The 26388-nt window shown below is 41.4% G+C and carries 31 protein-coding genes and 1 riboswitch; of the genes, 21 read left to right on the top strand and 10 right to left on the bottom strand.

The genetic code is table 11. The annotated features are described in order from the left end of the window. Positions 1-62 precede the first annotated feature (62 nt). From O3798_RS00535 to rsmA, 7 genes are all read left to right on the top strand, one after another. On the top strand, positions 63-623 hold the full coding sequence (locus tag O3798_RS00535; RefSeq protein ID WP_371462491.1) for a sigma-70 family RNA polymerase sigma factor: 561 nt from the start codon (positions 63-65) through the stop codon (positions 621-623). A 43-nt stretch (positions 624-666) separates the two neighbouring features. Then, entirely contained in the window at positions 667-807 is a 141-nt protein-coding gene (locus O3798_RS00530; RefSeq protein ID WP_160312858.1) for a hypothetical protein, read from the top strand. A gap of 104 nt (positions 808-911) precedes the next feature. Then, a riboswitch (PreQ1 riboswitch) is annotated at positions 912-957 on the top strand. A 5-nt stretch (positions 958-962) separates the two neighbouring features. Continuing rightward, the gene (locus O3798_RS00525; protein ID WP_371462489.1) at positions 963-1472 is read left to right on the top strand and encodes a QueT transporter family protein; all 510 of its coding nucleotides are present in this window, start codon (positions 963-965) and stop codon (positions 1470-1472) included. A gap of 96 nt (positions 1473-1568) precedes the next feature. Next, a complete protein-coding gene (locus tag O3798_RS00520; protein ID WP_371462487.1) occupies positions 1569-2207 on the top strand; it encodes an MBL fold metallo-hydrolase in 639 nt (212 codons plus the stop codon). An 11-nt stretch (positions 2208-2218) separates the two neighbouring features. After that, positions 2219-3001, top strand: coding sequence for a TatD family hydrolase (locus tag O3798_RS00515; RefSeq protein WP_371462485.1), 783 nt, complete (start codon positions 2219-2221; stop codon positions 2999-3001). Next, complete coding sequence (gene rnmV, locus O3798_RS00510) at positions 2998-3564, top strand: ribonuclease M5 (RefSeq protein WP_371462483.1); 567 nt, start codon at positions 2998-3000, stop codon at positions 3562-3564. The genes O3798_RS00515 and rnmV overlap by 4 nt, the downstream gene beginning before the upstream one ends. Next, positions 3557-4426, top strand: a complete 870-nt coding sequence (rsmA, locus tag O3798_RS00505; protein ID WP_371462481.1) for a 16S rRNA (adenine(1518)-N(6)/adenine(1519)-N(6))-dimethyltransferase RsmA — start codon at positions 3557-3559, stop codon at positions 4424-4426. The genes rnmV and rsmA overlap by 8 nt, the downstream gene beginning before the upstream one ends. A gap of 97 nt (positions 4427-4523) precedes the next feature. On the opposite strand, the gene O3798_RS00500 is transcribed toward rsmA, so the two are convergent. Next, the gene (locus tag O3798_RS00500; RefSeq protein WP_371462479.1) at positions 4524-5069 is read right to left on the bottom strand and encodes an Ltp family lipoprotein; all 546 of its coding nucleotides are present in this window, start codon (positions 5067-5069) and stop codon (positions 4524-4526) included. A gap of 287 nt (positions 5070-5356) precedes the next feature. On the opposite strand from O3798_RS00500, the gene O3798_RS00495 reads away from it, so the two are divergent. Next, a complete protein-coding gene (locus tag O3798_RS00495; RefSeq protein WP_371462476.1) occupies positions 5357-5623 on the top strand; it encodes a metalloregulator ArsR/SmtB family transcription factor in 267 nt (88 codons plus the stop codon). Position 5624: 1 nt separating this feature from the next. Further along, on the top strand, positions 5625-6278 hold the full coding sequence (locus tag O3798_RS00490) for an SdpI family protein (RefSeq protein ID WP_371462475.1): 654 nt from the start codon (positions 5625-5627) through the stop codon (positions 6276-6278). Positions 6279-6327: 49 nt separating this feature from the next. Here O3798_RS00490 and O3798_RS00485 read toward each other — a convergent pair whose 3' ends face one another. The 3 genes from O3798_RS00485 to O3798_RS00475 are packed head-to-tail and all read right to left on the bottom strand — an operon-like array spanning position 6328 to position 7132. Beyond that, on the bottom strand, positions 6328-6561 hold the full coding sequence (locus O3798_RS00485) for a hypothetical protein (RefSeq protein WP_371446106.1): 234 nt from the start codon (positions 6559-6561) through the stop codon (positions 6328-6330). A 2-nt stretch (positions 6562-6563) separates the two neighbouring features. After that, positions 6564-6848, bottom strand: a complete 285-nt coding sequence (locus O3798_RS00480; protein ID WP_371462473.1) for a hypothetical protein — start codon at positions 6846-6848, stop codon at positions 6564-6566. Next, on the bottom strand, positions 6845-7132 hold the full coding sequence (locus O3798_RS00475; RefSeq protein WP_371462470.1) for a hypothetical protein: 288 nt from the start codon (positions 7130-7132) through the stop codon (positions 6845-6847). Before O3798_RS00475 ends, O3798_RS00480 begins: the two co-directional genes overlap by 4 nt. A gap of 446 nt (positions 7133-7578) precedes the next feature. Between O3798_RS00475 and cdaA the strand changes: the two genes are divergently transcribed. The 9 genes from cdaA to yidD all read left to right on the top strand — a co-directional run bounded on the left by cdaA (position 7579) and on the right by yidD (position 17251). Further along, positions 7579-8424: a diadenylate cyclase CdaA gene (cdaA, locus tag O3798_RS00470; protein WP_371462468.1), complete on the top strand. Its 846-nt coding sequence runs from the start codon at positions 7579-7581 to the stop codon at positions 8422-8424. Then, positions 8417-9451: a YbbR-like domain-containing protein gene (locus O3798_RS00465; RefSeq protein WP_371462466.1), complete on the top strand. Its 1035-nt coding sequence runs from the start codon at positions 8417-8419 to the stop codon at positions 9449-9451. Before cdaA ends, O3798_RS00465 begins: the two co-directional genes overlap by 8 nt. A gap of 21 nt (positions 9452-9472) precedes the next feature. After that, positions 9473-10825, top strand: a complete 1353-nt coding sequence (glmM, locus tag O3798_RS00460) for a phosphoglucosamine mutase (RefSeq protein ID WP_371462464.1) — start codon at positions 9473-9475, stop codon at positions 10823-10825. Between the two features lie 199 nt (positions 10826-11024). Beyond that, entirely contained in the window at positions 11025-15014 is a 3990-nt protein-coding gene (locus tag O3798_RS00455; RefSeq protein ID WP_371462463.1) for a Cna B-type domain-containing protein, read from the top strand. Positions 15015-15153: 139 nt separating this feature from the next. Beyond that, on the top strand, positions 15154-15423 hold the full coding sequence (gene rpsN / locus O3798_RS00450) for a 30S ribosomal protein S14 (RefSeq protein ID WP_285251596.1): 270 nt from the start codon (positions 15154-15156) through the stop codon (positions 15421-15423). A gap of 17 nt (positions 15424-15440) precedes the next feature. Next, positions 15441-15551: a putative metal homeostasis protein gene (locus O3798_RS00445; protein ID WP_168160678.1), complete on the top strand. Its 111-nt coding sequence runs from the start codon at positions 15441-15443 to the stop codon at positions 15549-15551. A gap of 178 nt (positions 15552-15729) precedes the next feature. Next, complete coding sequence (locus O3798_RS00440; protein ID WP_371462460.1) at positions 15730-16263, top strand: acyl-CoA thioesterase; 534 nt, start codon at positions 15730-15732, stop codon at positions 16261-16263. A gap of 79 nt (positions 16264-16342) precedes the next feature. Next, positions 16343-16951, top strand: coding sequence for a TVP38/TMEM64 family protein (locus tag O3798_RS00435; protein ID WP_371462459.1), 609 nt, complete (start codon positions 16343-16345; stop codon positions 16949-16951). Positions 16952-16966: 15 nt separating this feature from the next. Continuing rightward, entirely contained in the window at positions 16967-17251 is a 285-nt protein-coding gene (gene yidD, locus O3798_RS00430) for a membrane protein insertion efficiency factor YidD (RefSeq protein ID WP_371462457.1), read from the top strand. 91 nt (positions 17252-17342) lie between these two features. On the opposite strand, the gene larD is transcribed toward yidD, so the two are convergent. From larD to larA, 4 genes are read right to left on the bottom strand one after another with little or no spacing between them, the layout of a single operon-like run. Continuing rightward, the gene (gene larD / locus O3798_RS00425; protein ID WP_371462455.1) at positions 17343-18071 is read right to left on the bottom strand and encodes a D/L-lactic acid transporter LarD; all 729 of its coding nucleotides are present in this window, start codon (positions 18069-18071) and stop codon (positions 17343-17345) included. A 13-nt stretch (positions 18072-18084) separates the two neighbouring features. Then, positions 18085-19518: a nickel pincer cofactor biosynthesis protein LarC gene (gene larC, locus O3798_RS00420; RefSeq protein ID WP_371462453.1), complete on the bottom strand. Its 1434-nt coding sequence runs from the start codon at positions 19516-19518 to the stop codon at positions 18085-18087. Continuing rightward, positions 19515-20258: a nickel pincer cofactor biosynthesis protein LarB gene (larB, locus tag O3798_RS00415; protein ID WP_371462564.1), complete on the bottom strand. Its 744-nt coding sequence runs from the start codon at positions 20256-20258 to the stop codon at positions 19515-19517. Before larB ends, larC begins: the two co-directional genes overlap by 4 nt. A gap of 1 nt (position 20259) precedes the next feature. Then, positions 20260-21540 (bottom strand): nickel-dependent lactate racemase, encoded by a 1281-nt coding sequence (gene larA, locus O3798_RS00410; protein WP_371446121.1) that lies wholly within the window; start codon positions 21538-21540, stop codon positions 20260-20262. A gap of 107 nt (positions 21541-21647) precedes the next feature. Between larA and O3798_RS00405 the strand changes: the two genes are divergently transcribed. From O3798_RS00405 to O3798_RS00395, 3 genes are read left to right on the top strand one after another with little or no spacing between them, the layout of a single operon-like run. Next, a complete protein-coding gene (locus O3798_RS00405; RefSeq protein WP_371462451.1) occupies positions 21648-22361 on the top strand; it encodes a Crp/Fnr family transcriptional regulator in 714 nt (237 codons plus the stop codon). A gap of 21 nt (positions 22362-22382) precedes the next feature. Next, positions 22383-23207: an ATP-dependent sacrificial sulfur transferase LarE gene (gene larE / locus O3798_RS00400; RefSeq protein ID WP_371462448.1), complete on the top strand. Its 825-nt coding sequence runs from the start codon at positions 22383-22385 to the stop codon at positions 23205-23207. Next, a complete protein-coding gene (locus O3798_RS00395) occupies positions 23207-23743 on the top strand; it encodes a DUF924 family protein (protein WP_371462446.1) in 537 nt (178 codons plus the stop codon). Before larE ends, O3798_RS00395 begins: the two co-directional genes overlap by 1 nt. Positions 23744-23955: 212 nt before the next feature. Here the strand turns inward: O3798_RS00395 and O3798_RS00390 are convergent, their stop codons facing one another. Both O3798_RS00390 and O3798_RS00385 read right to left on the bottom strand, forming a co-directional pair. Continuing rightward, a complete protein-coding gene (locus O3798_RS00390) occupies positions 23956-25221 on the bottom strand; it encodes a GntP family permease (RefSeq protein WP_371462444.1) in 1266 nt (421 codons plus the stop codon). Between the two features lie 12 nt (positions 25222-25233). Further along, positions 25234-26385, bottom strand: coding sequence for a glycerate kinase (locus O3798_RS00385; RefSeq protein WP_371462441.1), 1152 nt, complete (start codon positions 26383-26385; stop codon positions 25234-25236). Positions 26386-26388 lie beyond the last annotated feature (3 nt).

Genomic DNA, 26388 nt, shown 5'->3' with positions numbered 1-26388 from the left:
CAAGGTTTTTTGTGTATTTACGCGGATATACTAGAGCTGACACTAAAATAGGAGGATAATTTATGGAAGAAAAAGGGTTAGCAGAGGTTGTACATTTAGCAAAGGAGGATGAAGAGGAAGCAATCACCGAATTATTGCGGCGTTTTGACCCATTGATTATGAGCATTCATCACCATTATTTTTTTCATGAAATGGATCAAGACGATTTTGCGCAAGAAGCCCGTATCATGATGCTTCGGGCGGTGCATAAATACGATGAGAATCATGCCGTCTCGTTTGCCGGCTATTACCAGCGCTGCTTAAAAAATCTAGCGGTGGAGTGCCTGCGTAGGGAACACCGGCAGCGGCTCATCCCCCATGAGTTAGTCGTTCGCGGAGAAAAGGCGGAACTCGCATTACTCTCGGCATCGGTGGATTCGTGCGAGCGGCAAGTGCTTTTGCATGAAGAGGCGGAGGAATATTTCCACCACCTTTCCCGCTTTGAAAGAGATGTATTTTTAGGAGTATTGGACGGTGCGACCTTTGAGGAGATGGCGGACCATTTCGATAAATCGGTCACGTCCATCAAGGGAGCTCACAAGCGGTGCAAGAAGAAATTCAAAGACTATATTGGAGAAGGGTGACAGCTTTTATGGTAAGATAAAGGCGAAAAAGGAGGTTTGAGTAATGGATGATTTAAAAAAGAACGAAATGAATGACTTTAAGGATGAAGAAGTAACCATTCAAGACTTGTTTGCAGAGTATGAGGGAGAACCTACAGCCGAAAAGGTAACATTATTTGAACCTGTAGGAAGAGAAAAATGGTAAGAAAGCATGGAGCAACTGGAAAATCATTCAGTTGCTCTATTTTTTAATGCTATGACTACCAATCTGAAACGGTTTGTAGTACAATAACTCGTGGCGATTTTTTTGCCGATGAGGTTCGAAACCATCCCTCAATAAAAAAACTAGGAGGCAGTAACATGCAAAATAAAAAAACAAAATTGATTGTCATTAACGCAATCGTCGCAGCGCTATATGTGGTCGTTACATCATTAACAGCATTTATGTCATTTGGAAATATTCAATTCCGTATCGCAGAAATGCTAAACCACTTATTCGCTTTTGACAGAAAATACGGAATCGGTGTGGTTGCCGGTGTATTACTTGTCAACTCAGTATTTATGTCAGCGTCTGGTCTAGGTTGGTATGACTTAGTATTCGGATTAGGACATTCTATTGTTTCATTCGCTATCAGCGCATTGATCTTCAAATCAGTGAAAGATGTTAAAACACGTATGTTTGTTTTAGCAGGTGTCTTCAGTGTGATGATTTTCTTAGTAGCGATTGAATTGAACTTAGCGCTAGAATTACCATTCTGGTTAAGCTATGGTGAAACATTCTTTGGTGAAATCGTCGTATTATTAGCGGGTATTCCGTTGATGACGGCATTAAACAAAGCCATCGATTTGAAAAAATTAATCAATGATTAATCAACAGACGTCCGGGCGTGATGCTTGGGCGTTTTTTGATTGCAAGAACTCACTATTTTATGTAGAGTTAAGAGGAGACTTAAAGGAGGAATACAAATGGAGTTATTAAGCATTCCAGTAGGACGTTTGGAAGAAAATGTCTACTTTTTAATTGATGAGAATAAAGAAACAGTGATTTTTGACCCAGGTGCACAAGCCGAGGATATTAAAGAGCTGATTAAAGAAGAAGGATTAAAGCCAGTAGCGATTGTGTTAACACATGCGCACGGAGACCACATCGGAGCCGTTGATGCGCTTCGTGAAGAGTACCATATTCCAATGTATATGAACGAGTTGGAAAAAGTATTCTTACACGATCCTGAATTGAACCGCTCATACTACTCTGGCGAAAATATTACAGTGAAGCCAGCGGATGGTTATTTCCCTAAAGAAATGGGCAAATGGAAAATCGGAAGCTTTGAACCAGAATTAGCCCATATTCCAGGGCACTCTCCTGGTGGAACAATCTTCATTTTCCGAGAAAATGGATTCGTTATCGGTGGGGACGTGATGTTTAAAGGCAGCGTTGGACGTAGTGATTTCCCATACGGAAGCCATAAAGAGTTAATGGAAGGCATCCATAAGTATTTATTGCCATTACCTGCTGAAACAGTGATTTTCCCAGGACACGGGGAACCAACAACGCTAAAAGATGAAATTGCTACAAACCCATTCTTAAATGGCGCAACAAGATAAGAGGCGAAATTATGATTTTTGATACGCATACGCATTTAAATGTATCTGTGTTTGAAGGAGAAGAAAAAGAGGTCATCGCGCGTGCAAAGGAGCTAGCAGTGACGCGCTTTGCGGTGGTGGGATTCGATACGGACACGATTACACGTAGCCTGGAACTTAGCGAAGAGTTTAAAGAAGTGGTTTCGATTATCGGATGGCATCCAACTGAAGCTTATCGATACAATATTGAAATCGAAGAATGGCTACAGGAACGTTTGACGCATCCGCAAGTAGTTGCGATGGGGGAAATGGGTCTGGATTATTATTGGAAAGATTCAACGCCCGAGGAACAGGACAAGGTGTTCCGTCGCCAAATTGCGATTGCCAAAGAAATGAAATTGCCGATTGTGATTCATAACCGCGATGCGACCGAGGATTGCTACAAGATTCTAAAAGAAGAAGGCATTCAAGATATCGGGGGGATTATGCATAGTTATAATGGCGATGTGGAATTTATGAAACGTTTCTTAGACTTAGGCATGCATATTTCCTTTAGCGGGGTGACGACGTTTAAAAACGCGCCGCAAGTTCGTGAATGTGCAAAATTAGTCCCATTCGACCGTATGTTAGTGGAAACCGATGCGCCGTATTTAGCTCCGGTGCCTTACCGTGGAAAGAGAAACGAACCCGGCTATACGCGCTATGTGGTTGAAACGATTGCCAAAGAACGCGGCCTTGCTTGGGAAGAAGTGGCATCTCAAACAACACAAAATGCCATCAAGCTATTCCGCATGGAAGAAAGAGGCTTGTTATGAATCCAGTCATTGTCGTAGAAGGGCGAGACGATACAAGACGCTTGAGAGAAATCTATCCGGATATCGAGACGATTGAAACAAACGGTTCTGCGATTGACGAAGAAACGATTGCGCTCATTCAAAAGGCGCTGCAAACGCGTGAAGTAATTGTATTTACGGACCCTGATTATCCTGGAACTCGTATTCGAAATATTATCCAAGAGCGCGTACCTGGCGTGAAGCATGCCTTTATCGAACGCGAGGAAGCCGTCAGAAAAGACAATCATAAGAGCCTTGGAGTGGAACACGCGAGTACCGCATCTATTCAGCGAGCGCTCGAATCGGTGCATGAGATTTCAACAGAACCTGGGAAGCCCGTGATTTCGCAATCAACACTGATGGCGCTTGGGTTTATCGGACGACCGGATTCAGCAACAAGGCGTCAAAAGGTGGCGGATTTTCTAAAAATTGGCCATACGAATGGAAAACAGTTTGCGAAAAGATTACAATTATTTGGTATTACAGAAGAACAATTAAGGGCGGCACTCGAGGCTGTCTTAGAAAATGGGGACAAACATGAATGAAATAAAGGATATCGCGACGCCGAAAAGAACGCGCGAGATTATGGAACGTCATGGGCTAACGGTAAAGAAGAGTCTAGGGCAAAACTTCCTGATTGAACCGAATATTTTAACGCGTATGCTAGAAGTGGCGGGAGTCGACAAAACGACAAACGTCATTGAAATCGGACCAGGGATTGGTGCGTTGACCGAACGTCTAGCAAGAGAAGCCAAACAAGTGCTGGCGTTTGAAATCGATGGCCGTTTATTGCCAGTGCTCGATGAAACATTGGCCCCATACGATAATGTAATGGTCGTTCATAGCGACATTTTGGACGTCGACTTAGAGCAAGTGATTGGAGAGCATTTCGACATCAACGAGCCGTTATTAGTCGTTGCCAATTTGCCGTACTATATTACAACGCCAATCATTATGAACTTATTGGAATCGAAATTGCCAATCGATGGGTTTGCGATGATGATGCAAAAAGAAGTGGCTCAACGAATGACCGCCGAGCCAAATTCGAAGGCGTACGGTTCGCTCACGATTGCGATTCAATATTTCTGCGAAGCGAGTATCGGATTTATCGTGCCGAAGACGGTCTTCAATCCAGCTCCGAATGTGGATTCTGCGATTTTGGTGTTAAAACGTCGCGAGAAACCACTCGTGGAAGTAAAAGACGAAGCTCAATTCTTCGCACTCGTGAAAAACAGTTTCGTACAACGTCGTAAAACGCTATGGAATAATTTAGCCAAAGCCTACGTTGGAAATAGCCATACAAAAGAAAGCTTAGCCGCTGTGCTAGAAGCTGCAGGGATTGACCCATCTAGACGTGCAGAAACACTGACGATTGAAGAGTTTGCAAAATTAAGTAATATTTTTTAGTGAATGTATATTTAACATAAAATAGCCCTGAAGCATATATTATGCTTCAGGGTTATTTGTTATTTGAAATTGGATAAAATAAAGTGATTATATTGAGTTATTCTAGATGTTCAATAGCATATTCTGCTTCTTCAACAGTAAACTTTTCTCCATGTTCAGAAATTAGTTGATCTTTAATAGCATCAGTAGACATATTCATCATATCTTGATATTGTTTTGCTTTTTTTAGTGCATTTTCTTTATAATCCCATTGAAGATTATCGATAGCGTATTGAGCAGCTTCTGCTGGAAACTTTTCTCCGTGTTCAGAAGTTAGTTGATCATAAATTCCTTGTTTTGACATTGACATAAGTTGTGCATATGATTTCGCCTTGGCTAGAGCGTTTTTAAATTCTTTAGGCACCTTTGCTTGGGTAGTAGGTTGCTCAGTTGTAGATGTTACAGTGGTTGGTTGCTGCTGAGTTGTAGGTTTCTCCGAAGAGGCTGCAACTTGCTTTTTAGTGTCTGTTGTAGAGCTAGTGCTAGTTTGTTGTGTAGACTCTACAGTGTTTTGTTTAGTAGCGCTTGGTTTATTAATCTGTCCATAGATTATAAAAAAGAGTACTAAACCTATCCAAAAGTATTTATTTTTAAAAATTTTCATTTATATCTCCCCCTTGTTTTTGATTATACGTACTAAACTAAACGATGTAAAGGCTTTCTTAAAGAAAAATGCTAAAAAGATTCATCTATAAAATATATTATTTTTATTTTTTGAAAAATATATAAAAAAAGTGTTATTTTAGTAAGGGGGCAATCCGTAAGGAAGCGAAGGTATCATCTTTTACACGCAAAGTTATTAAAAAATATTTTTAAATAACTATTGCTTTTTATGAATCGCAGGAGTATACTCTAATTAAAGATAAATTTAAATAGAAAGAAGATGAGATCATGGCAGTGAACGAAGTAATGGCCGCTCTTTCTGATGAAACGCGTCGCCAGATTTTGGAAATCCTGCGAAAAGGGAAGACAAATACCGGTGACCTTGCCACGATGATTGGGATGACGCCGCAAGCCTTATCCTATCACCTTAGAAAGCTAAAAAGCGCTGATTTAATCTATGAAACACGCTATAAAAACTTTATTTATTATGAATTGAATTTGACCGTACTAGACGAAGCGATTGTATGGATCAATCAAATTATTGGGGGAAAATAACATGGAACAAGTAAAACAATTTAAAAAATATGCCTATCTCGCATTGATGTTTGCACCACTCGTTGTATCACTCTTTGTGGTATGGTTCTTACCTGAAACGATTGTATCGCGTATGGACTTGGCGGGAAATGTGACGGCAACGGCAAGTAGATTCTCAATCTTCCTCTTCCCAATTCTTGTAGCGATTCTTGGGTTTGCGATTCGTGTTGCAAGCTCATCTCCAAAACTAACAGGGGGCAATGTAAGAACGGCTCGCTCAATTAGCTGGATTCTCTTATTGTTATTGAACGTCATTGCGTACTTCCAATTCTGGTTATACCTAGGTGGAATGACAGCAGGTGCGCAAATGAGTCGCTTCCTAACATTTATTCTAGGGGTATTCTTTATCCTTATCGGAAATCTAGCGCCAAAAATTAAAGAGAATTCAAAACACTTTGGATTCCGTGCTTCATGGCTTAAAAACAATGACGCAGCCTTCCGCAAAACACAAAGATTCTTCGGAATTGCTTCTGTAGTGGCAGGTGTCCTCATGATGCTTACAGGAATCTTCATGGGAAATAATGTTGCAATTCTTGTCGCAACGATGATTATGATTATTTTAATCGCAGTGACGGGTGGTTATTCTTACTACATTGCAAATATTGAAGCAGCATAAAAGAAAATAAGCTTTCATCTAAAAAAGATGAAAGCTTATTTATTTTAGTCTAGTCTAGTCCTTCTGGCAGCACGACTGTAATGTCTTTTTCATGCATTTCAAAGTCGATAGCCCATCGACAGTTAAATTTTATAGTGTCAGTTTGCTCGTTATAAGTGAGCAATCCAATCGTATTTAACGCACTCTTATGACAAAGCAATAGTTTTTTATTACTTATATCCATTACTGTGTCGATGTTAGGTGAGATATGAATAGAATAAGTTCCTAATTTTATTGTCTCCATTTTTACTCCTCCATTAAATCAATAGCATCACGATTCAGATTCAGAAAAGAATACTCTTCTTTTTTTAACGGAATTATTTGAATGTTTTCTTCCGCAATTCTTACTTTCATCAATCCGAGATTCGTGAAGTGTAATTGTTTAGTTTCTGGGCAGATATATATACGTGCAGTGCTGTGATAAGTAGGTGGAATTAATACTATTAGCTCTTCGTTTTCTTGATGAATCACTTCAAAAGAAAGAGGAATTTGAACTGTATAATCTCCAATGAAAAAATTTTGGAATGTCATTCTATCCCCCCTAAATGATGACTGTGTCCTTCAAAATCAGGGTGAAGGATGTATTGAAATTCATCAGGAAACGCTATTTCAACGAAAATTTGATGGTGTTGAATAATGTAAGATGCGTTACCGCCATTGATAATATCACAGCTGTCTGTGTCAGAGTTATATAGGATAAATAAGTAAGTTTGAAGTGTACGAGAAGATATAATCTTTAACCCTTCAGGTAACTGAAACCCAAGTAAATCTGTGCCTAGATGCACTGTATAATTTCCTAGAGTAAAAACTGACATAGTTGACCTCCTGTTACGGCCTTAGGTAGTTTCCATACATATCATGGGTACCAATGCGAGTTCCATTTCGATTAAAAAGTTTCTAGAACCTCGCGCTTGTTGTAAATATCTGTTGTACAAAATTATTAATGAGTTAATAAATAGTAAATGGTGCTTCCTACAAAATAAGTGAGCAAACCTAAAACTCCAGCAATAAAATATCCCTTACGATCGTCTTTCATGATAGTTCCTCCTTTTGAATGGATGTTATTTTGTAGTGCTATTTCAAGCTCAGGTTAACATATGTAAGCGTTTTTGTAAATGATTATTTTCCGAATTCTGTGAGAACATTTACGTTTTAACTCACTTGATTTTTATTGTTATATTAATAATCGTGCACTTTTTAGTTTAGGGGCTATCTGTGCTATAATAGAAAGGTACATATTGGTGGAAGAGAGGTTAACTTTATGCAAATAAATTGGGACAGTTTATTTTCATGGGGGAGTTTTCGCAATCTGATTGATATTCTGATTGTGTGGTATATACTCTATAATATTTTAGTCATTATTAAAGGAACTCGTGCGATTAACCTAATGAAGGGAATTGCGGTAATCGCAGCAATTAAGTTCCTCAGTTTCTTCCTTGGGTTGAACACCTTGGACTGGATTATGAACTTCGTGATTCAATGGGGAGTTGTAGCAGCTCTGATTGTTTTCCAACCGGAAATTCGTCGTGGGTTAGAGCACATCGGTCGTTCAAACTTCTTCTCTCGTAAATACGAAAGTGCGAACGAAGCAGAAGTCATGATTTCCGAATTGAATACAGCGATTCAATATATGGCGAAACGTCGTATCGGGGCGTTGATTTCTATCGAACAAGGCAACTCATTGGAAGAGTTTATCAATACAGGGATTCCGATTCATTCAGATATCTCCAATCAGTTGATCACGAATATTTTCATTCCAAACACACCGCTTCACGATGGGGCAGTAATTATTCGTGACTACAAGATTGCCGCAGCAGCGTGCTACTTGCCACTTTCTGAGAATAAGATGATTCCGAAAGAATTAGGAACGCGTCACCGTGCCGCTATCGGACTGAGTGAAGTGAGCGATGCGATTACGATTATCATTTCTGAAGAAACAGGGAAAGTCAGCGTTGCGATTCGCGAAAAATTACACCGTGAGTTAAGTTCAAGCGAATTAGTAGAGGTTCTATCTGAACAACTAGTGGTTGAAGACCAAGGAGATGCAGAACCAACGATTGTTCGTTGGGTACGTGACTTCTTCAAAGGAGGTCGTTCAAATGGCTGAATGGATGAATCGTAAATCATTCTTACTAGTGATGTCGTTTATTTTAACCATCTTCCTATTCGCGTTAGCAACCGATGCAAATGGAGGCTTGCGTTCATCATCATTAAATCCACAATCAAGTTCAAATACGATTACGAATGTACCCATCTATGTGGATATCAATAGTGATGAATATGCCGTAACAGGATTACCTGATTCAGTCGCTTTACGACTTGAAGGGTCTAGCAGCTTACTGTTAAGCACAACAGGCAATGGTACCTATCGTGTGAAAACACCTAATTTAACAGAATTAGGCGAAGGAAAACACACCATCACACTTGAGGTGACAGGATTACCGACAGGAGTTCATGGAATCGTGTCTCCAGAAACGGTAGAAATTAACATCGAAAAGATTACGACGAAGGAAGTTCCGGTTGTCGTGAAGGCCGATGCTTCAAGTGTTGGAAATGGTTATCAAGTCGGCGAAGGAGTCGCTTCACCAGCAACTGTAACAGTGAAAGCAGCAACATCCATCGTAAATCAAGTGGATAAAGTCGTCGCAAATGTGGCGATTCCTGAAGGAACAAAAACAGACTATACGACTACGGCTCAATTACAAGCATTAGATGCAACAGGAAAACCGGTAGCGGTGAAAATTGATCCAGAACGCGTACAAGTTCGCGTGTCAATTTCATCGAGTCAAAAGACCGTTCCATTAGTCTTAACGACAACAGGATCTTCATCGAACTATTCATATTTATTGAATTCTACTACTAAGCAAGTTACAATTTTAGGAGCTCAGTCGAGCTTAGACCAAATCAAGGCAATACCTGTATTGGTGGACGTGAGCAATATTACGCAGTCGACAACTAAAACAATTACGTTGACGCTGCCTTCAGGGGTGCATAGCATTTCACCTGAAACCATCGAGGTTACAATTACGGTGACAAGGAACAGTCTAACGGCGACAGAGGCGTCGACCACACAAACTGTGACAACAGAAGAACCGACAGAAACCACAAAAGAACAAACAACACAAGCCCAATAACGGGTGAAGGAGAACAACACTATGGGGAAATATTTTGGAACAGATGGCGTTCGCGGAGTAGCGAATGCAGAATTAACACCTGAATTGGCATTTAAACTAGGTCGTTACGGCGGTTACGTTTTATTGCAACAAGCGGAAGGAAACGCACATCCACGCGTATTAGTGGGGCGTGACACTCGTATTTCAGGCCAATTATTAGAGCATGCTTTAATCGCAGGATTACTTTCTGTAGGGATTGAAGTAATGCAACTTGGAGTCATTCCAACTCCAGGTGTTGCGTACTTAACACGTATGCAAGGGGCTGTAGCTGGGGTTATGATTTCAGCGTCACACAACCCAGCACAAGATAACGGAATTAAATTCTTCGGTTCAGACGGGTTCAAATTAACGGATGAAACGGAAGCACAAATCGAAGCATTATTAGATGCTAAAGAAGATACATTACCACGCCCTTCCACAGATGCATTAGGAACAGTGGATGAGTATTTAGAAGGAACATTGAAATACAGCCAATTCCTACAAAATACAGTGGATTCATTATCTGGAATTAAAGTAGCACTAGACGGAGCGAATGGAGCAACGGCTTCAATGTTAACACGTCTATTCGCTGACTTAGACACAGACTTCCACACAATGGGAGACAAACCAAATGGTGTTAATATTAACGACGGTGTTGGATCAACACATCCAGAAGCGTTAGTGGCCTTTGTGAAAAAAACAGGCGCAGACCTTGGATTAAGCTTCGATGGAGACGGCGACCGCTGTATCGCAGTGGATGAAAATGGCGAAATCGTTGATGGCGATAAAATCATGTTCATCCTTGGTAAACACTTCAAGAACCAAGGAACGCTAAGCAAAGATACAATCGTATCAACGGTGATGAGTAACTTAGGATTCCATAAAGCGGTGGAAGCAGAAGGCATGGTTGCCCTTCAAACAGCTGTAGGCGACCGTTACGTTGTTGAAGAAATGCGTAAAAACAACTACAACTTCGGTGGAGAACAATCAGGACATATCGTTATCCTTGATTTAAACACAACAGGGGACGGCTTACTTTCAGGAATTCAATTAATGAATGTGATGAAACAAACTGGCAAATCATTAAGCGAATTAGCAAGTGAAGTGCCAACATACCCACAAGAATTAGTGAACATCCGTGTGAGCGATAAAAATGGCGTGATGGAAGTTCCAGCGATTAAAGAAGTCATCGATGCTGTTGAAGCAGAAATGGCAGGAAACGGCCGCGTTCTTGTACGTCCAAGTGGTACAGAGCCGCTTGTTCGTGTCATGGTAGAAGCCCCAACAGATGAACTGGTTCACGACTACGTTACACGTATCGCGGATGTTGTTCGCAAAGAAGTTGGAATTGACTAATTTTAGAATAAACGATAAGGAAAGAGAGCTTTGAAAAAGCTCTCTTTTTTGTTGTTGGAGATTGAAAACGAAATTGGGGAAAATGAGATGTGTCGCTTCAAACCTTGTGGATACAAGAATTCTTAAAATAAATTAACAAATGTTAACTTTATTGTTATAATAGAATCGAGTTAAAATGCGAAATTTAAAGGAGAAAACTATGAAAAAAACATATACAAGAATTGTTCATTTAGTGATGTTAATGAACTTATTCCTTGCAAGTGCTCTACCGGCAAGTGTAGTCGCGGTAGAACAGTTAGAATCGACTACCTCTCAAGAGACAACAACTGCAAGTACGGAAGCTACTACTGAAACGTCGCAATCAACAGAACAGGTATCTGAAACGACGGTTGCGCCAGAAGTTACGGCGAATACAACGGAAGTCGCTCGTGTTCGTAACAAACGGGACACTTCAGCGGTAGGGAAAAACTCCGTAAAAATCTCTACTTCAACGGGAGCAGAAGACTGGCCACTATCAATGCGTGTGGGAGAAGTTGCATTAGATGCGCAAGGGTTAACAGGAACTCTGACAGATTCATACATTGATATTCGTTATGAAGGGAAATATATCGATACTTTTAAAGTTGGGAATGCTAGCTTTATTAAAAATGTCGAATATTTAACAGAAGGCAATGACAGAATTGCTCGTGTGCATTTGAAAGAGCTCGATTCAACTACTTCTGTAACGTTCTCTTATACAATGAACTTCAAAAAAGGATTGACCCCTAAAGGATATGAAGTCAGTGCGAATGTATCGTGGAAAGATCAAGACGGTACAGTGATTAAAGAAGCCACAGGAGATGCAACTTTCCGTGTGAAAACATTGGATATGAATGTGTTGAAGCTTCCAGGAAATGATTACTATTCCTATGATGGCACTAGACAATATGGCGGAACATCGAATGCAAATGGCTATATCGATAATCCGGAATATGTTCTTTTCAAATTCCGTGCAGACTTTAACCATGAAGGAACTTGGCATCAAAGAAACCGACTCATGGAAAAGATTGTCGTGACGGATACACTTCCAACTTATACGGATGAACAAGGAAATACGAGAACGGCACAATTTGATGCATCTAAAAATCCAGGTTGGACAGATAATGGGGATGGTACGGTTTCGTATACCATCACAGCAGACAATATGCAAGAAGCCAATGCGCTGAATCAATTAGCGAAACTGGAATTATATTTAAAATTCCCAGGAGCTAAAACTGGCGATAAGGACTATTACTTGAATCATGTGAAAGTAGATTGGCATCCATTTAATGAAACGCCAGCGGACCAAAAATCAGCAGAAGATGATGTGAAGATTCGCTTGCGTCCTCAACTTCTTCCAGGGAATTTCACGGTGAAACGTGGAGAGAACAAGTTGAAGATTCGCGAAGGTTCAAACCACGACATGACGAAAAATAGTATGGGTACGTATTTGATTGAAATGAACAACCAAACACCATACCCAATTACAGAATTAACGATTGAAGATAAAGACCTTGATCCACAATTGTTCTTCTACAGCATTAAGGCGTTATATGGCCCTTCAGAAAAAGTGCAATTCTTTGCAGTGGATAAAGATGGTAACGAAACAGAAATTGCACCTGAAGAAGTGGTGGATAAGGCAGCTGTTCAACAAAATAAAGATACGGCAGCCAAAGTACAATCTGGAGAAATCACGAAAGAACAAGCCCCACAAACACAACAAACGATTAAGAAAATTATCATCCGTCTAAAAGATGGGAAACAAATTGATCCAAACGAAGGCTTTACTTTCCGTATGCATGTTTCTACAGGAGTCCTTTATGACAATGCTTCTTTATTAAATAAAAACTTCCCAAATACAGCGAAGTTTACAGGAAAGCTTCTAACTACAGATAGTAAAGAAATTCCATTTAATTCAGAACATATCGGGAAGATTCAAGCAGAAGAACTTGCTATTAAGATTGGACTAGCAAAAACAACAACGAGTAACGATACTGGAGCGGTTGATGAAGTAGTTGAATACAATATTTCAGCGGACTTCTTCTCACTTCCTTCAGTTGTTGAGTTTGAGAATCCTCGTTTTATCGACTTATTACCAGAAGGAATTAAGTTTGAAGAGTTGAAAAACTCAAATATTCCAGTAGACGTTGAAGTGATTGACAACTACAATGACTCGAATCGTCAGGCTGTTATTTTCAAATTAAAAGAAAAAGTGGAGCCAACAAAACTCGCTTATCCAAAAATTACGTTCAAGGCGCGTATCACATCAGAAGCAACTCCTTCGTCAGTAGATACATTCAAGAAAAATGAAAACCGCGTCTACTTTGTAACCGATAAGGAAAGCATTGATGATAAAGCCTTTATTCAGTTAAATAGTAAGGGTGAAGTGGATGAGTACGATGTCAATGGAAATGGAGATAAAACAGAGCGTCTAATAGGAGCTCGTTCCAACACCATTGTGACAGTACCAACTCAAATTCGTTCTGAAAAATTAATCAAAAAAGATACAGATACGGTTTGGAACAAGACGCTTCAATTGATGGACTATGAAGAAAACTTCAAGTACCGTCTACGTACGGTGAATAACACGAACGAGACTTTCCGTCACTTTGTGCTTTATGACAAGTTGCCAGTGAAGGGCGATGTTCATGGGTTTGCCAATATTGTGACTGGACCGGTCGTTGCACCAAGCGGATTTAAAGTCTATTACAATACTGGTTCCGATTTACCAGACAATCCAGCAGAAGGCGTGAATGCAGCCGGCTGGGTAGAAAACGTGGACGACTATAGCAAAGTAACCGCGCTGAAAATCGTGATGGTTAATCCAGAAGTTATCGAACCAGGAGAAGATATTAACTTCGATGTTCCGATGAAATCACCAGCTTATGAAGAGAGCGGAGAGTTGAACGGAAAGATTTCTTCTAACACGTATTACGTCAACCGTGACGCGGCAGATTTAACAAACTTTGGGGTATCGAATACGGTTCAAAACCAATTACCTCAGTACTTCCTTGTTAAAAAAGACTGGAAAAATCGCAGTTCAGAAGTCACAAGTATTACGATGGAATTGTATCGTGAGTCTGAACCAGATAAAGTCGTTGCCACTATCGAGTTAAACGAAGAAAACGGCTGGAAAGGTACGTTGAAGAAGACGAGCAAAGATACCATCATCGATCCAAATATTAAGGATTGGAAAGTTCGTGAGAAATTACCAGAAAACTACGGTGATGACTACGAAGGCTCTCAAGAAAAATCGACTCAAGGATTCTATGTCTTGAATAAACGTGCGGAAACGCAGCATACTGTAGAAAAAACGTGGAATGATAACGAAGATAAATTAGGTCTTCGTGCTTCAATTACGGTTCAATTGAAACAAAATGGAGTGGCTTACGGTACTCCAGTGACATTGAATGCAGCCAATGGTTGGAAATATACCTTTACAGGACTACCAAAATCACTTAATGGTAAAGCGTATGAATATACAGTGGATGAAATTTCAGTGCCTGCTGGATATTACAATGAAGTGAAGACGGAAGATGGTAAAACGACAATTACGAACCATCTAGTGGATCCAGTGAAAGTAGACCTTATTTTCACGAAGAAATTAGAAGGACGTTCAATCGTCGATGGAGAATTCACTTTCAACTTGTTGAATGGAGATGGAGAAGTTCTAGCGACAACAACAGCACAAGCAAATGGAACGATTACCTTTAAAGATGTGACATTTGAAAAAGCTGGAACGTACAAGTATAAAGTCGTGGAAGTCGCAGGAACCGATGAAACGATTCAATACGATTCAACCCAAAAAGAAGTGACGATTACAGTCACTCAAGACGGAAATGCTTATGTTGCCTCTGTAGCGTATCCAGAAGAGAAAGCCTTCCAAAATACGTATACACCGCCAACGACAACAACTGAAGAACCACCTGTTACAACAACTGAAGAACCACCTGTTACAACAACTGAAGAACCGCCTGTCACAACAACTGAAGAACCGCCTGTCACAACAACTGAAGAACCGCCTGTCACAACAGAGGTACCTCCAACACCAAAACAACCGGAGTTACCAAATACAGGTACAGAAAGTGGAGTTGTAGCAATTGTCGTAGCGGTCATGAGTACAGTTGCAGGGCTCATCGTTTTGACAAAGAAAAAAGAAATGAATGCTTAATGCAATGAAGAAAAGTCTAGGTGTTTTAGCCTAGGCTTTTTCTTTTGTCAAAAAAGAGCGTTTAAACCACTTGATTTTAAAAGGAACAATTGATACAATGTAAAACGTAATTATTTCGATTTAGAAAGAAGAGAAGAAAATGGCAAAGAAATCTAAAATTGCAAAGTATCAAAAACAGCAAGCGCTCATCGAACGTTACGCTGAAAAACGCTATGCATTAAAGCAAGCTGGAGACATTGAAGGGCTAAGAAAACTTCCTAAAGATTCCAACCCAAACCGCCTCAACCGTCGTGATGAAATCGATGGTCGCCCAAGAGGAGTGATGCGTAAATTTGGAATGTCTCGTATTAAGTTTAGAGAATTAGCGCATCAAGGATTGATTCCAGGCGTTCAAAAAGCAAGTTGGTAGAAGAGGAGGTAAGGTTAATGAAACAAGATTTAGCAACGGCTTATCGTCAAATGAAGAGCCCAAACATCAAAACAAGAAAGAGAGCGTTAAAGCTAATCCACGAAGCAAAACGCGCAAAGAAAAAATAACAGGGGTAACCGGACTCACATTGTGGGTCTTTTTTTCTACTTGAGGCTCTCAGCGGTGCAACGTTACAGCTAATATTAAAAATTCAGAGAATTCGTAGAAATCATAATTTGAGTGTCTTTGAACGCAGTTTAGATTCGTGTTAGAATGAAACAGTAAACTATCCAAGGAGCTAATCAAATGAGTACAAAAACATGTAGTCAAACACGTGCGATTCAAGCGCGTAGAATTTTCCCATTCGATGTGAATATGCATAACACCTTATTCGGAGGGAATTTAACACGAATTATTGATGACTGTGCGTCAATTACCGTATCTCGTCATTGCCGTCGTCTTGCGGTAACGGCATCGGTGGACGCGATGAACTATTTAAAACCACTTCCATTAGGACATTCTGTCTGCGTGGAGACGTATATCTCAGGGACAGGGAAGAAGAGTGTGGAAGTCTTCTGTAAAGTGGTCGGAGAAGATGTCTTGAACGGCGAGCGCTATTTAGCAGCGACAAGCTTCTGGACATTCGTGGCACTTCCTCGCGAAGGCGAAGGTGATTTTACAGTGGATGCCATCGTACCAGAAACAGACGAAGAGAAATTCATCTGCAGCGGCTATGAAGAACGTCGTAAGGCCCGCTTGGAGCAACTTGGACGACAAGAAGCATTGATGGAACATATCACGGTTGTGAAACCTTGGAATTTGGAAGAGAGTGAATCTTAAACAAAAACTAAGAAAGTTGCTAAGGAACTTTTAGCAATCTCTGTTATAATGCATGTAACAATAAAAAAAGGAGTACATCGTGGACACTCAAAAAGCAATAGAACTCAATCGTAAAATCATTCGTATCGTAACGATTATCGGGATTATTTTAACGATTATTTTAGGATGGCTCGTGGCCAAGAATGATTATTTCGCTATAGACGGACCATTCCGTGAAAGCATTGCCCACTCTGGATGGGTAGGAATTTTGATTTTTATCCTGATTCAAATTACGCAAGTAGTCTACCCGATTATTCCGGGAGGCTTAACCTGTGTCATCGGACATATCGTATTTGGGCCTCTTCACGGCTGGATTTATAATTTTGTGGGAATCATGATTGGTTCTTGTATCAACTTCTGGTTAGCTCGTCGCTACGGGGAGACGTTGGCGAAGGCGTTCGTAGATGATGATACGTACAATAAATACATCGGTTATTTGGACAAAGGAAAACACTTCGAGCGCATTTTCTTTTGGGCGCTGGTTCTTCCTGGATTCCCAGACGACTTCTTATGTATGGTGGCAGGGCTCAGCCATATGACCTTTAAGAAATTCGTGACCATTTGTTTAATCGCTAAACCAGTCACATTATACGTTTATACACTGATTGCAGCAGAAGGAGTAGAAGCCTTCTTCAGATTCATTAATTAAGAAAGCAGTATCGATATGAAAAAAATCATGATTGCACTCGTGCGAGGATATCAAAAGTGGATTTCTCCATTATTCCCGCCTTCGTGTATCTATAGACCAACCTGCTCGAGCTATATGATTCAGGCAGTTGAAAAGCATGGTGCGCTAAAAGGCGTGTTGATGGGGTGCGGACGCATTTGTAGATGCCATCCATTTATAAGAGGCGGCCAAGATCCCGTTCCAGACTATTTCACATTGAGACGGAACAAGGATTACCGTAAGAAAATTATAGATGCAAGTAAACAAGACACAGCTGACTAGAAATAGTCGGCTGTGTCTTGTTTCAAAGGATTAAAAGAAAAAGGTACAAGAGATTTTCTCTTGTACCTTTTCTGTTTTATTGAAAGTAATTTTAGATAAAGTAACCTAAGTAGTAACGAACGAAGAATGCAGCACATACAGCGCCGATGAATGGAGCAGTACCAGGTACTAATAATCCATATTGCCAGTCGTTATTCACTTTGTTTTTGATTGGTAATAATTGGTAAGCAAGACGAGGTCCTAAGTCACGAGCTTGGTTCATTGCGAATCCAGTTGTACCTCCAAGACCCATACCGACAGCCCATACGATTAATCCAACCACGATTGGTAATAATTCTTTGTTAACATTTTCAGTTGCTAAGATAGCTGTTAAGAAAATGAAAGTTGCGAATGCTTCGACGAAGTAGTTACGTGGTAAGTTACGTAAGTTAGGGTTTGTTGAGAAGATGTTACGGATGGCGATTCCGTCTACTTGACCTTCAGAAGCTGTGAAGTGGTCTGCGTACATGAACCATACGATCACCGCACCAGCGAATGCGCCTAAGAATTCAGCGATAGCAACAGGGATAAATTGTTCTGCAGGAAGTACTCCTAAAACTACTTTAGCAAGCGCCATAGCAGGGTTGATACTTACACCACTAAAGATGAATAAAGTAACAGTGATACCGAATGCCCATGTTGTGATGGCGAATAAGTGACCTGTTCCAGCGTATTTAGTTTTCTTCAAGACGTCATCACAGTGTACGCCGACCCCGAAGATAATCATGAGGGCTGTTCCCATAAATTCTGATAATAATAAATGCATAAATGTTTGATCCATTGGTTGATTCTCCTTAATGTAATTCTTTTATTAATTGTTGATAGACGGCTTGAATCGATAATCCAGTTTCGTGGGCGATTCTAGCGCAGTCTTCATATTCTAATGTTGATTTTGTAACAGTTCCATATTGGTTTTTCTTTACTTTCACATCTCCAAGGCTCGTTTGTTGCGTCTCGAAAGTGCGAGTCATGACCTTACGTTGGACGTTTTGATAACGAAAGCCAATGGTTGACGTTTGTTCGAATAAAATGGCTGTAAACCGTTCGAGGTCTCCTTCTTGAATGAGAAGTGTGAGATGGGTTGCTGGACGGTTTTTCTTTGTGTAAACGGGAGTGTAGTGCACATCAAGCGCGCCTTCCTCTAATAAAAGGCTCATGATGTAGCCAAGCTCTTCACCGCTTTGATCATCGATGGTTGTATCGATTTGAATGATTGCATCGTTATGGGAAGTCACGACTTGATGAGAATGAGTCGTTTTCTCTAAGAGTGTTCCGCGTAACGCATTGAATTTACCAGTGTCACGTTTTCCAAAACCGTAACCCACTTTAGTAGCGGTTAGGTTTGAAGGTTGTGCAAATACTGGGTGAATGGCCTTAAAGAGAGCAAGACCGGTTGGTGTCACAAGCTCTGTATGAATGTCAAAGTCTTGTGAGAATGGAATGCTTGTTCCGAGTCTTAATTGCATTACGGCAGGAACCGGTACAGGCATGACTCCATGTGCAACGGTAATCGTACCGCTACCTTCAGTGACAGCAGTGCTGTATACCGCATCGATGTCGATTGTTTCCCACAAAATGAAGAAGCTCATGATGTCGATGATAGAGTCTGTTGCGCCAACCTCGTGGAAATGAATTTCTTCCACAGGCATTTGGTGTACGTTCGCTTCCGCTTGTGCGATGTCACAGAATACTTCCAAACTTTTATCTTTTACAAAGTCGCTTGTGCCACTTGAAAGAATAATCGTTTCAATTTCTTTCAACCCACGAACTTCTCCGTGATGGTGATGATGACTATGTGTATGTTCATGAGAATGACCGTCGTGAGTATTTTCGTGCTCATGATGATGATCGTGTGAGTGAGCATGTTCATGCGTGTGCTCATGAGAATGAGTGTGTGCATGTGTGTGTTCTTCGTGCGCATGTGAATGAGCATGTTCATGATGATGTTCGTTCTCGTGCTCGTGGTGGTGGTCATGTTCGTGATGGTGATGATGATCAAAGTCACCAGCGATGCCATGATCTTTTTCACCGTGTTCCATATGCACATCGAAGTCCGTTCCCCAAATACTACTTTTCGCGATACGGTCTACATGAAGATGATAACCGTCGAGGGAAATGGTCTTAAGGGCTTCTTCAAGATGCTTGCGGTCGGCTCCTAAATCGAGTAGAAGAGCATTTAACATATCACCGCTCAGCCCAGAAAATGGTTCTAAAAATAATGTGCTCATGCGAGTCCTCCTCGAATGTTGTTAATCATGCTTGCTGAATACGCTGCGCCAAAGCCGTTATCGATGTTTACGACAGTAACGCCACTTGCGCAAGAAGTCAGCATGCTGAGTAAAGTCGTCACTCCTTGAAGATTCGTTCCATATCCGATGCTGGTTGGAACGGCAATCACAGGAACGTCTACTAACCCGCCAACGACACTGACAAGCGCACCTTCCATACCGGCGATGACAATCACGACGCTAGCGCCTTGGATGTCTTCGAGACGATTGAAGAGGCGGTGAATACCCGCAACTCCAACATCGTAAATGCGTTTCACGCGATTTCCGAAAGTCTCAGCAGTGACAGCCGCTTCTTCGGCAACAGGAATGTCGCTTGTGCCAGCTGTAACGACTGCGATGTAGTGTTCATGTTTTGGGGCAATCGGGTTCAAGACGAAGGTACGTCCGAGCGGTTCGTAGACCCCTTCAGGGAAAGCAAGGGAGAGAGCTTCACCTTTTTCAGCGTTGACGCGTGTTGCAAGAATAGCTGTTTTATGCTCATTCATTGCCGTGATGATGCCAATTAATTGCTCAATATTTTTTCCTTCACCATAGATGATTTCTGGAAATCCATTGCGCTTTTGGCGAGAAAGATCGATGGCCGCGTAACCAATGTCTTCAATCCCTTTCAGAAGGGTGGACGCTTCTTCAATCGAGAGGCGTCCATCTTTCACTTGTTGTAGAATTTCTTCTTGCTTCATATTATTTATCTTCAACGATAACAGATAATCCATCGCGGATAACTGTTACTTTTGCGTCTGCTCCTTGAAGTTCGAAGGCACGTGCAAGAGCTTCGTCAAATGTTTTCGCTAATTCCATATGCATGTTTGTGATAAGACTTGGTTCAACTAAGTCAGATACAAAGATTACATGGTGGTGCACTAGGATACGCGCTAAGATTTGAGAAGTCCATTGATCTGGAACTGTTTCAAGTCTTGGAGTGTTAATGGCTTGGTCTAAGAAATCTTTAGGGTCTTTAACATCTGCTAAGTTACGGTAGAAACCTTCACCACCGTGGCCATCTTGACATCCAGCAACCATGATGATTACGCCGCCTTCTTTGTTTGTTGCTTCAGCAGCAGTCATTCCTTTCACCGCTTGGTAGATGTTTTGGTCTAATGGGAAACCACCATTTGTTGAAACGGCGATGTCGCAAGGAATTTTAGTTACATGAGCTAATTCACGAACGAATTCGCAACCTACTTTATGCGCTTCAACCATGTCTCCGGCAAATGAACCGATGATATGTTTTTCACCATCTAATACAACGTTAACGATGAAGGCTAAGTTTGCAGTACGTGCTGCGTATAACATATCTTCGTGGATTGGGTTGTGGTCTAAGTTACCAGTACGTGATTTTTCTGAGTCGATAAAGTCACCACTGTGGTTTGCCATAATTGTTTTATATGAAGCAACCCCAGGAAGAACTGATTTACGTCCGCCAGAGAATCCAGCGAAGAAGTGGCTTTCGATAAATCCTTCAGCGATTAATAAGTCGGCTTCAGCAGCGATACGGTTGATGATGCAGTCACCACCTGAAGGCAATTGACCGATTTTAACCATGTCTTCGTCGTTTGTAGAAATGTGCATTACGATTTCTTCGTTGTCCACGATTTCTTGACCGTATTTGTTAATTAACTCTTCGCGAGTTGAAGGACGGTGGAAACCAGTCGCAACTAAAATACGGATACGAGCGTCTGGGTTTACGCTACGGATACGACGTAAAATGATTGGTGTAATGATATGTGAAGGAACTGGACGTGTATGGTCAGAACTGATTAACACGATATCTTTTTTACCTTTTGCTAATTCTTCTAATGTTTGGCTACCAATTGGGTTATCCATTGATTTTTCCACTGTTTCTTGTTCAGAAAGTGGGTTGTGGTAGTTTTCAGCTTTTGATTCAAGTAATCCAGCAAAGTTTTTGTCAGGAATTACAGCAGTAATAGATTTTTTGTCATAAGGTAGTTTAATTTCGACCATGATAACATCTCCTTAAATTTTTAATACGATTATAAGTATACGTAAAATAAGTCACTTGGAAGTCTCAAAGGTTAGTAACATTTGTTAACGTTGTTTTCTGTGATAAGATGATAATAGTGTGTATAGGAATTTGCATTAGAGGAGTGTTCAATTTGAACAACGAAGAATATTTAATCAACTTTTTAGAAAAAGAAAATACCCCTATTATAAAGAAGAAAAAACATATGTACTTGGCTTACCGTGGTTTGGAACAAGCATATACGTATGTGTTAATCGATGGAGTTGTAAAGACAAGTATCATTATGAATGATGGCCGTGAGTTTAATTTAGATTATGTGACTCCCGTTGATATTGTTTCATTGGTACGTGATGAAGTGTCCAACTACACATCTGCACCGTTTAACGTCCGTATCGAAAGCGACGAAGCAACGTTCTACCGTATCCCTCGTATTAAGTTTTGGGAATACGTGAAAAACGACCAAAAGTTACAAGATTATGTCCGTGAATATTACCGTAATAAATTATCTGAAACCATCGAGTCGTTGCAATATATGACGATGAATGGGAAAAAAGGAGCAGTGTGTTCCTTCCTATATAAATTAATGAATCAATTTGGGGTAGAAGCAGAAGACGGCATCTTGATTGATTTCAACGTTACGAATGAGGATATCGCAGGATTTTGCGGAATCTCTACTCGTAATAGTGTTAACCGCATTATTCATGACCTTAAAGAAGAAGGCGTTGTTAAAATCCACAACCAAAAACTAGTGGTATTAGATAAAGCTTATTTAGAAGAATTTACAGGACGCGAAAGCTTTTAATAAAGAAAGAAGGAATCGAGAATGGATGAAAAAGAAGCACGATTACGCGAATTGCTGAAGGAAGTGGGAAGAATTGTTGTCCCTTATTCTGGCGGGATTGATAGTAGTTACCTATTAAAAATCGCCGTGGATACGCTTGGCCGTGATAATGTCATCGCAGCAGTAGTGAACTCTGAGTTGTTCTCAGACCGTGAATTTAGTGAAGCGATTGACCTTGGAACGGAAATGGGCGCGCGTGTGATAGGGCTTGAAATGGAAGAACTCTCTGATCCACATATCGCCTCAAATACCCCAAACAGCTGGTACTATAGTAAGAAAATGCTCTACCAAACGATTAAAAAGAATGTGGAGGGCGAAGGGTTTACCGTACTTTCAGATGGGTTGATTATGGATGACATCAATGATTATCGCCCAGGTGTGAAGGCGCGTAATGAAGAAGGTGTGCGTAGTCTCTTGCAAGAAGCGGGATTATATAAATCAGAAATTCGTGAATTAGCCAAACGTGCAGGTGTTACCAATTGGAACAAAACTCCTTCATGCAGCTTAGCATCTCGTTTCCCATACGGAACACGCATCACTCCTGAAAAAGTAGAAGCAGTATTCAAGGCAGAAGAATACTTTACGAAGCGTGGTTTCGAACCAGTACGTGTTCGCGTGCATCAAGACTTAGCGCGTATCGAAGTCGGCGCAGACCAAATCGAAAAACTCGTGAAAAATCATGAAGAAATTAACGCGATGATGCAAGACTTAGGGTTCTTATTTGTAACAGTCGACCTTCAAGGGTATAAATACGGCCGTATGAATGACCAACTCGACGAAAAGACAAAGAAAGCAGCGGTAGAATAATGATAGTAACTCCGCAAGAGGTTCTCGATTTCTGGTTTGTGGAATGTGAGCCTGCTGATTGGTTTAAGAAATCAGAGGAATTCGATAATGAAATTCGCACGCGTTTTCTAGAGACTTACGAAGCGATTGTTGCAGGGGAAACTACCGAGTGGCGTCGTAGTGCAAAAGGGCGCCTGGCAGAAATTATTGTGCTGGATCAATTTTCTAGAAATATGTTTAGAGATGATGCTAGAGCGTTTGCTTCAGATGCATTCGCAGTGGAGCTTGCCAAAGAGGCAATGTCTCTTTGGGATGAGTTTTCAATTCAAGAACGTAGCTTTGTCGTGATGCCGTTTATGCATTCGGAGGCATTAGCCGTGCATGATTGGGCGGCAAAATGGTTTGACGAACCAGGGCTTGAGCGTCGTAAGAAGTACGAACTCATGCACCGTGAAATCATTGAACGATTCGGACGCTATCCGCATCGCAATCATGTACTTGGAAGAACTTCCACTCCTGAAGAAGAAGCATTCCTACAAGAACATCCAGGATTTTAACAAAATGATTTCTACGAACCCTCACGGATTTCTTCATAGTAGCTGTAACGTTGTACCGGTTCGAGCCGAAGTCTCTCACCTTTAAAGCCTCAAAGAGGGCGTACGGATTATAAATCCTACGCCCTCTTATTCGTTTTAATACGTATTCACGTTACTGCTACTATAGAATCCGTGAATTCTACGAAATCATATAAACTGAGTCTACTCTTTTTTTAGAAGCCGATTAAGTAAAGGATCGTTGCGACAATTGTACTTGATAAACCAACGATGGCTTCATAAGGGATTAATTTCATACGATCTTCAATCGCCATGAAGACAGAACCGCCTGTCGCATGGAAGAATGAACCGTGTGGAAGTGAGTCGAGCACTGTTGCCCCTGCGTGAATCATCGCTGCTGCAGAAACGGCTGGAACACCTGCTGCTGTTAATGGACCAGAGAAGGTTTGAGACGCAATGGTTGAACCGGCAGTCGTTGAAGCTGTCGCAGCTCCCATTAAAATACCAGAAAGAGGAGCTAAGACGAAGGCTGGCATGTTCATCGCTTCAAGAAGAGCTATCATATCGACTTGCAATGCAGAAGCTTTGATAATTCCAGCGATAGTACCCGTACCGATTAATAGAATCGATACACCGATTACTTTGCTAAGACCGAATTCAGTGAATTCGACCGTGCTTTTCGCATGACCAGTTACAACAATCGTCACTAAACCACCAAGAGGGAGTGCGATTAATGGGTCCACGCTGATTCCAGCGATTGAGCGAAGGGCAAGAAGGGCAATTACAACGATTGGTCCAAGCATGGCTTTGAAGAAGGATAGTGACACGCCGCTTGTTCCAGATTCGTCAATACCGTCAAATTCATGTGCGCCGCCTTTTTTAGCAAGTAATCCAGAAAGGATAATCGCTACGAATAATGCGACAAAGGCAGGAATTAAGTTTTTCACCATCAACGCTGTAAGGTCGATTCCGAACGCTTCGGATGCGGCAATCGTATTAGGGTTTGGTGAAATGATATTCCCCGCTTTACCGCCACCAATCATCGCTAATAAAATCCCTGCTTTAGAAAGATTTGCTTTTTTCGCAATGGCAATAGCAATTGGAGCTACTGTGATAACGGCGATATCGATGAAGACCCCAACGGCACAAATAATCATTGTAGCAATCGCAATCGCGGCAATCGCACGTTTTTGGCCGAGTTTCTTTACAATCGTATCGGCAATCGTTTCAGCCGAGCCTGTCTTAATTAATGCTCCGGCTAAAATCCCACTCGTCATGATACGAAGGACAGGAGACATCATGCTTTGTGCGCCAGTAACCATGGCTTTTACAGTGTCCGCAAGTCCGCCACCACCAATTAATCCTCCGATGAGAGCGCCGAAGATTAAACTGTAGGCCGGATGAACTTTCTTAACAATCAAAATAATGGCAAGTACGAGCCCGATTAAGGCTCCTAATGTTGAAAAGGTTGGTGCTGTCATTTTGGTTTCCTCCTATTGAATTGATTGAATTAAACGAAATACTTGTTCCACGCTACGAATCATATTTTCGCGCGCAGTTTCTGTTTCCATCGCTTCTTGAACGGTAATGACTCTTCGTAGAATTGGGAAGAAGGCATCGATGCCGTTCTCGTTACATACCCCTGCGTCTGGTGTGAGGCATCCTGCAAAGGCGAGTACTTTCTTGTCGTGTTTTTTCGCAAGATGAGCCACGCCGATTGGAGCTTTACCAAGAGCAGTTTGACTATCTAAGCGACCTTCGCCAGTGATGACAAAGTCGGCATCCTTCATTTCGTCTTCGAGCCCTGTTTCTTCAAGGACGATCTTAATGCCGCTCTCTAGGACCGCATTTGTATAAGTGAGAAACGCAAATCCCATTCCTCCGGCTGCACCCGTACCTGGGTAGAGGCGGTCGGCATGGTCAAAGGTTTCTTTCGATAGTTCTGCATAGTGGAGAAGAGCCTCGTCGAGTTCTTTCACCATTTCTGGTGTCGCTCCTTTTTGTGGACCGTAAATGGCACTGGAACCCATTGGACCACAAAGCGGATTCGTTATGTCACACGCCACGCGGAAGGTGCAATCTTTCAACTCTGCTAGAACATTGTCAGCCTTAATGCGAGCAATGGATTGAAGACCCGCTCCTCCGTAACCAACAGGAGCACCGTCTTTATCTAGGAAATCATATCCGAGCGCTTGTAACATCCCGATACCACCGTCGTTTGTGGCACTACCTCCGATACCGACGATAAAATGACGACAACCATTATCGATGGCATCTTTAATTAGTTCGCCGACACCGAATGTTGTCGTGTGCATTGGATTGCGCTTTTCATCGGGAACCAGCGTAATCCCTGCTGCGGCAGACATTTCGATAATTGCTGTTTTAGGACGCGTTTCGTCCGCTTTTAAGATTCCGTATTCGGCAGTTACCGCATCTCCAAGCGGCCCAGTGACGTTCACATGAACAAGTTCACCTCCCATCCCGATGGCTAATGCTTCGACCGTTCCTTCACCACCATCTGCGAGTGGGCGAACCACCACATCGGCTTCAGGGTATACGACCTGAACTCCTTCTTTGATGGCCTGACCCGCTTCTAGTGAAGACAAGCTACCTTTTAGTGAATCGATCGCAACGACTACTTTCATTTT

It is taken from the genome of Granulicatella sp. 20925_1_45 (assembly GCF_041433555.1).
Lineage (GTDB): Bacteria > Bacillota > Bacilli > Lactobacillales > Aerococcaceae > Granulicatella.
The sequence above is the reverse complement of the archived record's forward strand: the minus strand, read 5'-3'. Positions and strand labels throughout refer to the sequence as shown.

Excerpts from the sequence above, each read along its gene's own strand:
- O3798_RS00535 (WP_371462491.1), top strand. The coding sequence starts at position 63 with ATGGAAGAAAAAGGGTTAGCAGAGGTTGTACATTTAGCAAAGGAGGAT.
- O3798_RS00530 (WP_160312858.1), top strand. The coding sequence starts at position 667 with ATGGATGATTTAAAAAAGAACGAAATGAATGACTTTAAGGATGAAGAA.
- O3798_RS00525 (WP_371462489.1), top strand. The coding sequence starts at position 963 with ATGCAAAATAAAAAAACAAAATTGATTGTCATTAACGCAATCGTCGCA.
- O3798_RS00520 (WP_371462487.1), top strand. The coding sequence starts at position 1,569 with ATGGAGTTATTAAGCATTCCAGTAGGACGTTTGGAAGAAAATGTCTAC.
- O3798_RS00515 (WP_371462485.1), top strand. The coding sequence starts at position 2,219 with ATGATTTTTGATACGCATACGCATTTAAATGTATCTGTGTTTGAAGGA.
- rnmV (WP_371462483.1), top strand. The coding sequence starts at position 2,998 with ATGAATCCAGTCATTGTCGTAGAAGGGCGAGACGATACAAGACGCTTG.
- rsmA (WP_371462481.1), top strand. The coding sequence starts at position 3,557 with ATGAATGAAATAAAGGATATCGCGACGCCGAAAAGAACGCGCGAGATT.
- O3798_RS00500 (WP_371462479.1), bottom strand. The coding sequence starts at position 5,069 with ATGAAAATTTTTAAAAATAAATACTTTTGGATAGGTTTAGTACTCTTT.
- O3798_RS00495 (WP_371462476.1), top strand. The coding sequence starts at position 5,357 with ATGGCAGTGAACGAAGTAATGGCCGCTCTTTCTGATGAAACGCGTCGC.
- O3798_RS00490 (WP_371462475.1), top strand. The coding sequence starts at position 5,625 with ATGGAACAAGTAAAACAATTTAAAAAATATGCCTATCTCGCATTGATG.
- O3798_RS00485 (WP_371446106.1), bottom strand. The coding sequence starts at position 6,561 with ATGGAGACAATAAAATTAGGAACTTATTCTATTCATATCTCACCTAAC.
- O3798_RS00480 (WP_371462473.1), bottom strand. The coding sequence starts at position 6,848 with ATGACATTCCAAAATTTTTTCATTGGAGATTATACAGTTCAAATTCCT.
- O3798_RS00475 (WP_371462470.1), bottom strand. The coding sequence starts at position 7,132 with ATGTCAGTTTTTACTCTAGGAAATTATACAGTGCATCTAGGCACAGAT.
- cdaA (WP_371462468.1), top strand. The coding sequence starts at position 7,579 with ATGCAAATAAATTGGGACAGTTTATTTTCATGGGGGAGTTTTCGCAAT.
- O3798_RS00465 (WP_371462466.1), top strand. The coding sequence starts at position 8,417 with ATGGCTGAATGGATGAATCGTAAATCATTCTTACTAGTGATGTCGTTT.
- glmM (WP_371462464.1), top strand. The coding sequence starts at position 9,473 with ATGGGGAAATATTTTGGAACAGATGGCGTTCGCGGAGTAGCGAATGCA.
- O3798_RS00455 (WP_371462463.1), top strand. The coding sequence starts at position 11,025 with ATGAAAAAAACATATACAAGAATTGTTCATTTAGTGATGTTAATGAAC.
- rpsN (WP_285251596.1), top strand. The coding sequence starts at position 15,154 with ATGGCAAAGAAATCTAAAATTGCAAAGTATCAAAAACAGCAAGCGCTC.
- O3798_RS00445 (WP_168160678.1), top strand. The coding sequence starts at position 15,441 with ATGAAACAAGATTTAGCAACGGCTTATCGTCAAATGAAGAGCCCAAAC.
- O3798_RS00440 (WP_371462460.1), top strand. The coding sequence starts at position 15,730 with ATGAGTACAAAAACATGTAGTCAAACACGTGCGATTCAAGCGCGTAGA.
- yidD (WP_371462457.1), top strand. The coding sequence starts at position 16,967 with ATGAAAAAAATCATGATTGCACTCGTGCGAGGATATCAAAAGTGGATT.
- larD (WP_371462455.1), bottom strand. The coding sequence starts at position 18,071 with ATGGATCAAACATTTATGCATTTATTATTATCAGAATTTATGGGAACA.
- larC (WP_371462453.1), bottom strand. The coding sequence starts at position 19,518 with ATGAGCACATTATTTTTAGAACCATTTTCTGGGCTGAGCGGTGATATG.
- larB (WP_371462564.1), bottom strand. The coding sequence starts at position 20,258 with ATGAAGCAAGAAGAAATTCTACAACAAGTGAAAGATGGACGCCTCTCG.
- larA (WP_371446121.1), bottom strand. The coding sequence starts at position 21,540 with ATGGTCGAAATTAAACTACCTTATGACAAAAAATCTATTACTGCTGTA.
- O3798_RS00405 (WP_371462451.1), top strand. The coding sequence starts at position 21,648 with ATGATAATAGTGTGTATAGGAATTTGCATTAGAGGAGTGTTCAATTTG.
- larE (WP_371462448.1), top strand. The coding sequence starts at position 22,383 with ATGGATGAAAAAGAAGCACGATTACGCGAATTGCTGAAGGAAGTGGGA.
- O3798_RS00395 (WP_371462446.1), top strand. The coding sequence starts at position 23,207 with ATGATAGTAACTCCGCAAGAGGTTCTCGATTTCTGGTTTGTGGAATGT.
- O3798_RS00390 (WP_371462444.1), bottom strand. The coding sequence starts at position 25,221 with ATGACAGCACCAACCTTTTCAACATTAGGAGCCTTAATCGGGCTCGTA.
- O3798_RS00385 (WP_371462441.1), bottom strand. The coding sequence starts at position 26,385 with ATGAAAGTAGTCGTTGCGATCGATTCACTAAAAGGTAGCTTGTCTTCA.